Origin of the sequence: Streptomyces sp. NPDC046727, assembly GCF_040645635.1 — a bacterium.
In the GTDB taxonomy this organism is placed as follows: Bacteria; Actinomycetota; Actinomycetes; order Streptomycetales; family Streptomycetaceae; genus Streptomyces.
On sequence record NZ_JBEYYR010000012.1, the window covers coordinates 163,914 to 175,869 of the forward strand.

The window sequence follows — 11,956 nt, forward strand, 5'->3', positions numbered from 1 at the left end:
ATTCATGAGCACGGTGACGACGCTGCGGGGAGGGCCCGACTGTGGGAACCAGGAATCTTGACAGGCGTACGATGCTGAAGGCGGCGGGGGCGTCGGCGGCCACGCTCGGGCTCGCCGCGACCACCGGATGCGGCGGCGGCACCGGTTCCGGGGACGGCACGGTGACGATCCGTTACTCCTGGTGGGGTGCCGAGGAGCGGGCCAAGAAGATCAACCAGACCATCGCGCTCTTCGAGGACAAGTACCCGAAGATCAAGGTCAAGACCGACTTCCAGACGTACCAATCGTTCTGGGAGAAGTTCCAGACACAGGCCGCCGGCGGAAATCCCCCGGACGTTTTCCAAAACGCCGTCACTTTCCTTAGGAAGTACGACAAGCGAGGAATTCTCCTCGACCTCAGCTCTCAGGTGCAGGCCGGAAATCTGAGCCTGGATCACTTCCGCAAGGGCGTCACGAAGGTCGGCGAGGTCGACGGCAAGCAGCTCGGAATTCCGGTCGGGTCCAACACCATGGCACTCGTCATCGACAAGAAGGTCTTCCGGAAGGCGGGCGTCGAACCGCGGCCCGGCTGGACCTGGGACGAATACTTCAAGGCCCTGAAGACCATCCACGACAGGACGAAGGTCCCGGGGGACACCGGCTACTTCGCCATCATGTACCTGTACGACCTCTACCTGCGGCAGAACGGCAAGGCGTTTTTCACCGGGGACGGACTCGGCTTCGACAAGGCCGATCTGACGGAGTGGTGGGCCGACGGCTACAACCGGATCAAGGCAGGCGTCGTCACCGACCCCAAGGTCGTCTCCCAGGACTCCCCCAAGTCCTCGCTCTCCGCCGGTCACGCCGCCTCGGAGTTCACCTGGGACAACTTCACCGTCCGCTACCGGACGGAGGGGAACAGCGAATACGGCCTCGCCCCGATCCCCACCACGGACGGCAAGCAGACCGGCCAGTACCTGGCCTCCCTGATGCTCAGCGCGTCGGCCCGGACCTCGCATCCCAAGGAGGTCGCGCAGTTCATCGACTTCATGGTCCACGACCCCCGGGTCGGCAAGATCATGGGATACGACCGGGGCATCCTCGCGAGCACCGAGCAGTACGAGGCATACAAGCCGACCGACGCGGTCAACAAGGAGATCGCGCAGTACGAGGAGGACACCGCCAAGTCCGGCGTCCTCGGCACGATCACCCCGCACCCCTCCGGTGCCGACACCATCGAGGCCGCCTTCCTGCGCCTCGGCGGCGACCTCGGCCAGGGCAAGACCAAGGTCGCGGACGCGGTGAAGCAGTTCTTCACCGAGGCCGAGGCCGCCTTCCAGGCCTGATGGGGACCGCTGTGACGCTCGTCAAGGACTCCGTGCCCAGGACCCGCGCGGCACGCTCGGCCGCCACCGCGAGAACGGGGCGGCCGGGCCGGCGGCGGGAGAACCTCGCCGGGTACCTCTTCATGTCCCCGTGGATCGCCGGCTTCGTGCTGCTGACCGCGGGCCCGATGGTCGCCTCGCTGTACTTCGCGTTCACCGACTACAACCTCTTCACCGCCCCGAAGTGGGTCGGGTTCGACAACTTCACCAAGATGTTCGACGACCCGCGCTGGCAGAAGTCGGTGGAGGTGACGGCCAAGTACGTCGTCATCGGCACCCCGCTGAAACTGCTGCTCGCCCTCGGTGTGGCCCTGCTGCTCGCCCAGAGCCGCCGCGGCCAGGCCTTCTACCGGGCCGCGTTCTACGCCCCCTCGCTCATCGGCGCGAGCGTCTCGGTCGGCTTCGTCTGGCGGTCGCTGTTCTCCGACGACGCCGTCGTGGACCGCACACAGACCTTCCTCGGCTTCCCTGTCGGCGGCTGGGTCGGCAACGCCGACTGGGTGCTGTACTGCCTGGTCGCGCTGACCGTGTGGCAGTTCGGCGCGCCCATGGTCATCTTCCTGGCCGGGCTCAAGCAGGTGCCCAGGGAGTTGTACGAGGCGGCCGAGATGGACGGCGCCGGGCCGTTCCGGAAGTTCTGGAACATCACCCTGCCGATGATCTCCCCGGTGCTGTTCTTCAACGTGCTCCTGGAGACCATCCACTCCTTCCAGATCTTCGGCTCGGCCTACGTCGTCTCCAACACCTCCTGCGGTCCGGCCGACGCCACGCTCGTCTACACCTGCTACCTCTACCAGCAGGGCTTCAAGAACGCCCAGATGGGCTTCGCCTCCGCCATGGCCTGGATGCTGCTGCTCGCCGTGGCCCTGGTGACGGCCGTCCTCTTCTGGTCCCAGAAGAAGTGGGTGCACTACGAGGAGGGCGCCCGATGAGCGCGACCACCACCAAACCGTCCGCGCTCACCCGTCGGCGCACCGGCTCCCTCGCCTGGCACCTCGGCGCCCTGCTCATCCTGGCCGTCATCCTCTACCCGGTCGTCTGGGTGATCGGCGCCTCCTTCAAGCCCAGCAAGGACATCATCAACAGCCTCACGCTGATCCCGTCCCACCCGATCCTCGGCAACTTCAAGGGCCTCGCCGACGGCATAGCGGACATCGAGATCTGGACGTTCTTCCAGAACTCCCTCTTCTACGCGGTCGGCGCGGTCGTCGGTGTCCTGGTCTCCTGTTCGCTGACCGCCTACGCCTTCGCGCGCATCAGGTTCGCCGGGCGCAACCTGCTGTTCTCCCTCATGATCGGCACCCTCCTGCTGCCGTACCACGTGCTGCTGATCCCGCAGTACGTGATGTTCCAGAAGCTGGAGCTGGTCAACACCTATGTGCCGCTGCTGATCGGCAAGTACCTCGCCACCGAGGCCTTCTTCGTCTTCCTCATGGTGCAGTTCATGCGGAACCTGCCCCGCGAACTGGACGAGGCCGCCCGGCTCGACGGCTGCGGGCATCTGCGCATCTACTGGTCGATCGTGCTGCCTCTGTGCCGGCCCGCGCTCATCACCAGCGCGATCTTCACCTTCATCAACGCCTGGAACGACTTCATGGGCCCGCTGATCTACCTCAACGAGCCCGGCAAGTACACCGTCTCCCTGGGCCTGATGATGTTCCGCGACTCCGACGGCGTGGCCGCCAACTACGGCGGCATGATCGCCATGTCGCTGGTCGCGCTGCTGCCCGTGCTGCTGTTCTTCCTCGCCTTCCAGCGCTACCTGATCGACGGCATGGCGACCTCCGGACTGAAGGGCTGAGCCATGACTCAAGCACGGGTGAGGGCGCGCGGGGAGTCGGTCTTCGCGGACCGGTTCGGGATCTTCGCCGAGTGTCTGCTCACCGGGGTGTGGATCGCGGTGGCCTCCCTCGGAGTCGTCACCTACCCCGCCGCGTTCGCCGCCGGAGCCCGGCATCTGCGCCGGCGTACGGCCCATGAGGGCGGCGGATGGCGGGAGTTCGCCACGGACTTCCGGTCCGCGCTGCGCGGGGGATGGGCCGTCGGCGTCGCCGGGTGGGCCGCGGTGGCGTTCGCCTGGCTGGACGTCCAGGCCGTCCGTGCGGGGCTGCCCGGCGGGCCGCCGGCCGGGGCCGTGGGACTGTTCGCGCTGATCGGGCTCGCCGTGGCGGGGCTGCGGGCGGCGGCGGTCTGGGCGCCGGGGGAACGCTGGCGGGCGCTGCTCGCCGGTGCCGGGCGCCGTACCGTCCGCGACCCCGCCGGGTCCTTCCTCCTCATCGGCGGAGCCGTCCTGACCTGCTGCTCCGCCCTGCTCATCGCCCCGCTCGCGGTCCCGGTGCTGGGAGCCGTCGCCGCGGCGGCCGTCGCCGTCGAGGAGCGGTACCGGCGCCGCTGAGCCGCACCCGGGGTGCCGGTCCCGGCCGGTGCCTCGCGCGAAGGCGCCGGTGCGCGCCCCGCAGGCCCGCGCCCGTGAAGGCCACGCCTCTTTCTGTCATGCCCCTGACCAGCCGTACGGAAGGAAAGGTCATGTCCCCCATCCCCCGCAGGTCCCTCCTCAAGGCCGCCGCGGTCGCCGGAGCCGCCGCCCAGTTCAGCTGGGTCCCAGGGGCCAAGGACGCCCAGGCCGCACCCGGAGCCGCCGCCGACGGCGCCGACCCGGTCACCCTGGACTGGCTGGAGGACGGCGGCCTCGGCGCCGCGCCCGGCTCCACCGTCGGCGTGCCCTGGCCGATGGGCGCCCACCAGGAGGACCAGACCTTCGCCGTCAAGGACGCCGACGGCAAGGACGTCCCCGTGCAGACCTGGCCGCTCGCCTACTGGCCCGACGGCTCCCTGAAATGGACGGCCCACGCGGTCAGCTCCGGCACCGGCAGGCTGACGCTCACGACGGGCACCCCCAAGGCCCCCGACAAGAAGGTCACCGTCGACAGGACCGGCGGCACGATCGACGTCTCCACCGGCGTCATCACCGCGAAGATCGGCAAGAGCGGGTCCACGCTGATCAAGTCCGTCACCCGCGGCTCCACCGAGATCGCCAGGAACGGCCGGCTCGTCCTCCTCCGGCAGCCCGAGATCGAGGACGAGGACCAGGGCACGGCGAAGACCGAGCGGTTCGACGGCGCGATCGGCGAGGTCACCGTCGAGCAGGACGGACCGGTCCGCGCGGTGGTCCGCGTCGACGGCAAGCACCGCAAGGGCGACCGCGGCTGGCTGCCGTTCTCCGTCCGGCTGTACTTCTACGCCGGCTCCGACTCCTTCCGCATGGTGCACACGATCACCTACGACGGCACGCAGGAGCCCGGCAAGGCGTCCGGCGACTTCGTCCGCGGCCTCGGCGTCCGCTTCACCGTGCCGATGCGGGACGCCGCCTACGACCGGCACATCCGCATCGGCGGCGAGGGCACCGGCCTGCTGCGCGAGGCCGTCCAGGGCGTCACCGGGCTGCGCCGCGACCCGGGCGCGGCCGTCCAGGCCGCCCAGTACGAGGGCGGGAAGCTGCCCGACCCCGCCACCTGGGACCAGCGCGTCACCACCCGCCTGCAGTACATCCCGCACTGGGGCGACTACACCCTCGCCCAGCTCTCCGCCGACGGCTTCACCGTCCGCAAGCGCACCAAGAAGGGCCACGGCTGGATCGCCGCCGGCGGCGGCAGGCGGGCCTCCGGATTCGGCTGTGTCGGCGGCGCGAGCGGCGGATTCTCCTTCGGCCTCCGGGACTTCTGGGAGAAGTTCCCCGCCCAGCTCGACATCCGCGACGCCCACACCGACGAGGCCACCGTCACCCTCTGGCTCTGGTCGCCCGAGGCCCAGCCCATGGACCTGCGCTTCTACCACGACGGCATGGGCCAGGACACCTACGCCAAGCAGCTCGAAGGCCTCAACATCACCTACGAGGACTACGAGCCCGGGTTCGGCACCCCCTACGGCATCGCCCGCACCTCCGAACTCCTCTTCTGGGCCAACGAGTCGACACCCTCGGCGCAGACCCTGGCCCAGCAGGTGGCGGCCGTACGGGTGCTGCCCCAGCTCGCCGCCCCGCCCCGGCAGCTCATCAAGGCCAAGGTCTTCGGCCCCGGCCTCTTCTCCGAGCCGGACCGCTCCACCGCCGCCAGAGCGAAGATCGAGGACCATCTCGACTTCCTCTTCACCTACTACAAGGACCAGGTGGAGATGCGCCGTTGGTACGGCTTCTGGGACTACGGCGACATCATGCACACCTACGACTCGGCCCGGCACGTGTGGCGGTACGACATCGGCGGCTACGCCTGGGACAACTCCGAGCTGTCGCCCGACCTGTGGCTCTGGTACGCGTACCTCAGAAGCGGCCGGTCCGACATCTTCCGGTTCGCCGAGGCCATGACCCGGCACACCGGCGAGGTCGACGTCTACCACCTCGGCAAGTGGGCCGGCCTCGGCACCCGGCACGGCGTGCAGCACTTCGCCGACAGCGCCAAGCAGCAGCGCATCGCCAACACGACGTACCGGCGCTTCTACTACTTCCTCACCGCCGACGAGCGCGTCGGCGACCTCATGCGCGCCAACGTCGACTCCGACGAGACCTTCCTCGTCCTCGACCCGCAGCGCAAGGTCCGCACCGACCCCTACACCCCCGACCCGCACGCCCTGTCCATCGGCTTCGGCACCGACTGGAGCGGCCTGGTGTCGGCGTGGCTCACGGAGTGGGAGCGCAAGGGCCCGAAGTGGGAGAAGGCGAAGGCGCGGGTGCTGTCCACCATGGAGACCATCGCCGCCCAGCCCAACGGATTCGTGCAGGGCAGCGGCCTGTACGACATCGACACCGGGAAGTTCGCCGTCGCCGACAAGCCCGTGGTGTCCGTCTCCCACCTCTCGGCCGTCTTCGGCCTGAACGAGCTGTGCGCCGAGCTGATCCACCTCGTGGACATGCCGAAGTTCAAGGAGGCCTACCTCGACTACTGCCGCTACTTCAACGCCACCAAGGCCGAACAGGCCGCCCGCTACGGCTCCCACTTCGGCACGCTGCTGCTCTTCCAGGGCCACTCGCGTCTCGACGCCTACGCCGCCGTACAGACCGGGGACGCGGCCCTCGCCAAGCGCGCCTGGGCCAAGTTCTACAGCTCCGACGGCTACACCGAGTCCTCGCCGTGGAAGACCGAGAAGCTGACCGGTCCGGCCACCCTGGTCGAGGGCAGCGAGGCGACCTGGGTGTCCACCAACGACACCGCCCTCTACGGGCTCGCCGCCATCGAGAACCTGGCCCTGCTCGGCGACAGGATGCCCGGCCAGCGGTGATGGGGGAGCGCCGTCGCACGGGCGGCGGCGCTCGTCCCCCGAGTCTGACCCGGGTGACCGCCCGGCGCATGAGTACGCGTACTCAGATTTATGCACGTGTTCGCGCCACACTCGGTGCATGGACCGCAACCACTACCGCTTCCGCAGCGTGTGGTCCCTGCCCGCCCCGCCGGCCGCCGTGTACGCGGCACTGGCCCGGGCCGAGGACTATCCGCGCTGGTGGCCACAGGTGCGGGCGGTGACCCGCCTGGACGACGACACCGGCGTGATCACCATCCGCTCCCTGCTGCCCTACGGCCTCACGTGCACCGTGCGCCGGACCCTCCGGGACCCGGCCGCCGGCGTCCTCGAAGCCGAGCTCTCCGGCGACATCGACGGCTGGGCCCGCTGGACGGTCACCGCCGACGGCCCCGGCACGCTCGCCCGGTACGACCAGGAAGTCGAGGTCACCAAGGCGCTGCTCCGACTGCTCGCCGTACCCGGACGGCCCCTCTTCCGTCTCAACCACCGCCTGATGATGCGGGCCGGGCGGCGCGGACTGCTGCGCCGTCTGCGAGCGGTTTGAACGAACGGCGCCCGGACCTGTATTGTTCAGTGCGTTCCCGGGCGATTAGCTCAGTGGGAGAGCGCTTCGTTCACACCGAAGAGGTCACTGGTTCGAACCCAGTATCGCCCACCGGGAGAGAGCCGGTCCGCACAGCGGACCGGCTCTTTTGACATACCTGCTCATGTGACGCAGCGGCTGTTGTGATGCCACGGGGGGTGCCGTGACCGGAACAGGAAGCAAGGCGAGACAGGCAGTTGGCGCATGGCTGCGCCGGCGCGGGGTGCGGAGCCTGGCCGGGCTGCTCGCCCTCGTGCTGCTGCTGGGCTGCGCCGTGGCGAAGGCCCGCACCGACGGCAACGAGGAACGGGTCACCCGCATGTGGGTCGGCGCCCGGATCTCCGCCGCCGGCACCGCCCAGGTCACCGAGGTCATCGACTACGACTTCGGACACCCCGGCACCGCCCGGCACGGCATCTACCGCGACCTGCCCGACCTGCCCTTCGACGCGGACGAGGCCGAGGTCGCCGTCACCCTGGACGGCCACCGCGTCCCCTGGGAACTCACCGCCGGCGACCACTACCTCGAACCGGACGGCCGCCGGGAGATCGCCACCCGCATCAAGGTGGGCGACCCCGACCGGACCGTCACCGGGCTGCACCGCTACCGGATCCGGTACACGCTGGAAGGCGTCGTGAAGAAGGGCCGGCTGGCCTGGGACGCGGTGGGCACCGGCTGGCAGGTCGACCGCTCCCACGTCGAGATCCACGCCGTCGCCCCCTACCGTCTCACCGGGCAGCGCTGCGTCCAGGGCACCGAGGGCACCCGCGGCAGCTGCACGGTCGGCCGGCCCGAGGCAGGCCACCTCACGATCCGGGCCGACCGGCTGGGGGGCAGGGAAGGCCTCACCGTCTTCGCCTCCCGCGACCCGGGCCCGGCCGTGGCGCGGCCCGCCCTGCCGGCCCCGCCCACCGGGAAGGCCGCCGGTGCCACCGTGGCCCGCCCGGCGCCGGCTCACCGCCGGCCTCACCCCGAGCCCCACACCGCCCGACGGGCTGACCCCCGCCCAGGGCGGCGTCCTGCTCGCCGAGCGGGTCGAGCCGCACCACCAGATCGCCTGGCTGCTCGGCGCCGCCGCCGACCGTCACCTCGCCGTCTACGGCTCGGAGCAGCAGCCCACCGTCCGCCGCTCGCGCAACGCCCCCACCGCGCCCGACCCGGCCACCAAGGACGTCCTGCACACCATGTTCGCGGGCCGCTCCGAACTCCGGCTCGGCGGCTCCTACGACCCGAGGTTCCGCGCCGGCTGGGACAAGCTCGCCGGCCACCTCAAGGCATGGCGGGCCGACAGCGGGCTGTGGACCGAGGGCTCCGGCAAGCGCGTCCGCGCGGTGCGACTGGCCGGCCTCGCCGTCACCGTGCTCGGGCTCGTCGGGGCCGTGGCGGGCGCTCTTCTCGGCGCCGGCCACGACCCCGCCGGCGACCCCGTCCTCACCGCGGGCGCGCTCGCCACCGGCGTCGGCGCCGCGCTCGCCTGCTACGGCTGGGAGCTGCACTCCCGCACGCCCCGGGGCACCGCCCACTGGCTGCGCACCGAAGCCTTCCGGCGCTACCTCGCCGACCCCTCCACCGTCCCGGACGCCGAACCGCTCGACGACCGGGAGGTCCAGCGGTACACGGCGTGGGCGGTGGCCTTCGGCATGGCCGGCCGCTGGCAGCGGGCCCTGGAAGCGGCCACCGTGCCCGTCCGGCACCCCAACTCCCAGGCGGTACGCCTCGGTACCGCCATGGCCGCCGGACTCTTCGTCGCCTCGGCGGCCTCCCGCCGGAGCCCGGCCTCCAGCGGCTCCACCAGCTCCGGCGGCAGCTCGTCCGGCGGCGGCTTCTCGGACAGCGTCGGCGGCGGAGCGGGCGGCGGCGGAGGCGGCTCCTGGTGACCGGCGCGCCGCCGGACACCGCCGAGCCGCGTCCGGCACCGGCGCGCCCCGCCGCTACGCCGCCGCGGGCAGCTCCGGGCGCAGCGGCCACTCCGTGCTGACGACCTCCTCCGAGCCACTGCGCGCGAACCACGCCTGCAGCCCCCGCGCCTGCGCCGCATGCCAGTTCGCCTGCAGCGTGTGCAGCTCGGCGGGGGAGAGGCGCTCCAGCCGGGTCGCGAAACGGCGGCCCAGCGCCCGTACGACATCCATCGCGGCCAGCGCGTCCTCCGCCGCGTCGTGCGCGCCCTGCAGCGTCACGCCGTAGTGCGTGCACAGGTCCGTCAGCGTGCGCCGGCCCTTGCGGTATCGGTCCAGGTGCTTGTCCAGCACCCGCGGGTCCAGCACCCGCAGCGGCACCGACTCGAACCAGCGGTCCAGCGAGGACGCCCGGTGCCGGCGCAACTCCCGGTCCAGCAGCGTCAGATCGAACGGCGCGTTCATCACCACCAGCGGACGGCCCAGCGCCGCGTGCTCCGCCAGCTGCTCCGCTATCTCGTACATCACCGGAGCCGGCCAGCGCCCGTTGTGCTGCAGGTGCTCCTCGGTCAGCCCGTGCACCTCCGTCGCCGCCTCCGGCACCGGCACACCCGGGTTCACCAGCCACCGGGTGACCCGAGGCCGGGTCCCCGGCGCATCCTGGACGACGACGGCGGCCGACACGATCCGGTCGGTCTCGACGTCGACGCCCGTCGTCTCCGTGTCGAAGGCGGCCAGTGGCCCCTCGTACCAGGTCGTCATCCGCACCCAACTCCTTGTTCACCCATGGCAGGTGACGTTCCGTCTTCTGCCCGTTTGGTGATACCCGGGCCGTTTGCGCCGTACGCCGCGAGGAGACAACAGGAGTACGGGTCTTTGCAGTTCAGCGGCCCGCAGCGGGGAAACACTTGCCTGGGAAGGCTGTTGGTCATGGCCATAGCGCAGCCCGAGCGGGGCGGGCTGCTGCCCGATCGTCCGGGCACCCTTCGCGGCACGCTCGCCACCACCGCCTGCATGGAGACACTGCAGGTCGGCTATCTGCACGCGGTCGCCGCCGCGGCCGGCTGCTCGCTGTCGCAGCCCTTTCCGGACAACGGCATCGACTGGCACGTCAGCCACAGCGCGCCCGGACACACCGTCGACGACGAGGTCACCATCAAGGTGCAGCTCAAGGCCACCTACCAGGTCGCGCCGAACCCCCCGGGCCGCTCCTTCTCCTTCACCCTCGACAACGACCACCTGCGCAAGCTCGCCCGCAGCCCCGTCTCGGTGCACAAGATCCTGGTCGTCATGCTCGTGCCGCGCTCCCAGGACGACTGGCTGCGCGCCAGCCACGACCGCCTCGACCTGAGGCACTGCTGCTACTGGGTCAACCTCGCCGGCCACCCCGTGACCGGCCGGCACCGGACCACCGTGCGGATACCGACCTCGCGCATCTTCGACGACCGGGCCCTCTGCGAGATCATGACGCGGGTCGGGACGGGAGGCAGGCCATGAGGAACCGTCCCTACGACGAGCCGGTACGGCAGGTCCGGCCGCACCCCGACGACCTGCCGTGGAACCGGCCGCCGCGGCCCGCCGACGTCGACCCCGCCGTGCTCGGCGCCCTGCTGCGCCGACACGGCTGGCAGCGGCGCGGCGGAGCCCCGGGCCGGTACGGCCGCTGGACCCCGCCCGGCCCGGGCGGCGGCGGAACCAGCCTGCTCGTCCCCGAGAACCGCGCCTTCCCCGACAGCGACGACCTGCTCGGCGAGGCCCTCGACGCCCTCACCCGCAGCCACACCCCCGCCGCGCGCGAGGTGCTGATCTCCCTCGCCGTCCCCAGCGACGAGATCCGCTGGTGGCGCGACACCCTGAGCGGACCCGCCGGCGCCGCCCCCTGGGCCGCCGACGACCACCTGCGCGGCGCCGCCCGGCAGATGCTGCTCGCCGCCGCGCTCGCCACACGCGCGCGGGCCGGCTACTACGGCGCCCGCCACCGCCGGGCCGCCGGCGACCTCATACGGGACGTCCTCGTCGGCCCCGCCACCGAGGGCCGCACCCTCACGGCCTTCGCGCCCGTGCCCGCCGGCCGGCCCCTCGCCGTCCGCCTCCACCAGGCCCTCCACGCCGCCCGCGAGGCCATCGACTACCAGCGGGCCACCGGGGGCATGGACGCCTTCGACGGCGCCGTGGAGGCCGGCGTCAGCCGCGAGCTGACCGAGGCGCTCAGCGCGCTCGTCCGGGGCACCGAGGGCGCCCGCGTCGCCGTCGCCTGGGCACCCGGCGCCGGCGTCCCCGAGGGCTGCGCCCCCTCCGCCGAACCCGTCGAGTTCTCACCCGGCGACCTGCCCGTGCTCCGCGAGGCCGCCGCCCGCTACCTCCGCGAGGAACCCTCCGTCCCGGTCCGCGTCACCGGCGCCGTCGTCCGCATGCGCCGCTCCGGGCCCGGCGGCGAGGGCACCGTACGCCTGCGCGTCCTCGCCGGCGCCGAGGTCACGCACGTCCGCGTCACCCTGGACGAGGAGGACTACCGCATCGCCGGCCACGCCCACCTCGTCGGCCTCCCCGTCCGTGTGCACGGCAGGCTGGAGCGCCGGGGCGGCTTCCGCAGGCTCACCGGCGCCTCCGGAGTCGTACCCGTGCAGGTGGACGACGCCGAGCGCGACCGGCTGATGAAGTCCCTCCAGGAGAACCTCGACTTCTTCGAGGAGGCGTGCGGGGAAGCGTACGGGGACGAGGACTGAGGGTGACCGTTTCGCGGTCGGTGCCGTCGGGTCGGTACGATCGCCTGTGCGCGCGCTCCTGGTATGGCGCCGCACCCCACCTTCAGTCAGGAGAGA

At 71.5% G+C, this 11,956-nt stretch carries 10 protein-coding genes, 1 tRNA gene and 1 pseudogene; 11 read left to right on the forward strand and 1 reads right to left on the reverse strand.

Annotation, left to right across the window (positions count from 1 at the left end; all coding sequences use genetic code 11):
* Positions 1-41 precede the first annotated feature (41 nt).
* The 9 genes and pseudogenes from ABZ937_RS17725 to ABZ937_RS17765 all read left to right on the forward strand — a co-directional run bounded on the left by ABZ937_RS17725 (position 42) and on the right by ABZ937_RS17765 (position 9,116).
* Entirely contained in the window at positions 42-1,325 is a 1,284-nt protein-coding gene (locus tag ABZ937_RS17725) for an extracellular solute-binding protein (RefSeq protein ID WP_361692745.1), read from the forward strand.
* Positions 1,326-1,336: 11 nt separating this feature from the next.
* Complete coding sequence (locus tag ABZ937_RS17730) at positions 1,337-2,296, forward strand: sugar ABC transporter permease (RefSeq protein WP_361692748.1); 960 nt, start codon at positions 1,337-1,339, stop codon at positions 2,294-2,296.
* Positions 2,293-3,165 (forward strand): carbohydrate ABC transporter permease, encoded by an 873-nt coding sequence (locus ABZ937_RS17735; RefSeq protein WP_361692751.1) that lies wholly within the window; start codon positions 2,293-2,295, stop codon positions 3,163-3,165. The genes ABZ937_RS17730 and ABZ937_RS17735 overlap by 4 nt, the downstream gene beginning before the upstream one ends.
* A gap of 3 nt (positions 3,166-3,168) precedes the next feature.
* Positions 3,169-3,759, forward strand: coding sequence for a hypothetical protein (locus ABZ937_RS17740; protein WP_361692754.1), 591 nt, complete (start codon positions 3,169-3,171; stop codon positions 3,757-3,759).
* Positions 3,760-3,890: 131 nt separating this feature from the next.
* Positions 3,891-6,635, forward strand: coding sequence for a Tat pathway signal sequence domain protein (locus tag ABZ937_RS17745; RefSeq protein ID WP_361692757.1), 2,745 nt, complete (start codon positions 3,891-3,893; stop codon positions 6,633-6,635).
* A gap of 118 nt (positions 6,636-6,753) precedes the next feature.
* Positions 6,754-7,200: an SRPBCC family protein gene (locus tag ABZ937_RS17750; RefSeq protein WP_361692760.1), complete on the forward strand. Its 447-nt coding sequence runs from the start codon at positions 6,754-6,756 to the stop codon at positions 7,198-7,200.
* A 39-nt stretch (positions 7,201-7,239) separates the two neighbouring features.
* A tRNA-Val gene (locus ABZ937_RS17755) sits at positions 7,240-7,311 on the forward strand.
* Positions 7,312-7,558: 247 nt separating this feature from the next.
* Positions 7,559-8,083 (forward strand): annotated as a pseudogene (locus ABZ937_RS17760) (DUF2207 domain-containing protein); the annotation flags it as partial.
* An 82-nt stretch (positions 8,084-8,165) separates the two neighbouring features.
* Positions 8,166-9,116: a hypothetical protein gene (locus ABZ937_RS17765; RefSeq protein ID WP_361692762.1), complete on the forward strand. Its 951-nt coding sequence runs from the start codon at positions 8,166-8,168 to the stop codon at positions 9,114-9,116.
* 54 nt (positions 9,117-9,170) lie between these two features.
* Here ABZ937_RS17765 and ABZ937_RS17770 read toward each other — a convergent pair whose 3' ends face one another.
* Complete coding sequence (locus tag ABZ937_RS17770; RefSeq protein ID WP_361692765.1) at positions 9,171-9,896, reverse strand: 3'-5' exonuclease; 726 nt, start codon at positions 9,894-9,896, stop codon at positions 9,171-9,173.
* A 168-nt stretch (positions 9,897-10,064) separates the two neighbouring features.
* Here ABZ937_RS17770 and ABZ937_RS17775 point away from each other — a divergent pair, with 168 nt between their 5' ends.
* A complete protein-coding gene (locus tag ABZ937_RS17775) occupies positions 10,065-10,631 on the forward strand; it encodes a DUF4365 domain-containing protein (RefSeq protein WP_361692768.1) in 567 nt (188 codons plus the stop codon).
* Positions 10,628-11,860 (forward strand): hypothetical protein, encoded by a 1,233-nt coding sequence (locus tag ABZ937_RS17780; protein ID WP_361692771.1) that lies wholly within the window; start codon positions 10,628-10,630, stop codon positions 11,858-11,860. The genes ABZ937_RS17775 and ABZ937_RS17780 overlap by 4 nt, the downstream gene beginning before the upstream one ends.
* Positions 11,861-11,956: the final 96 nt, after the last annotated feature.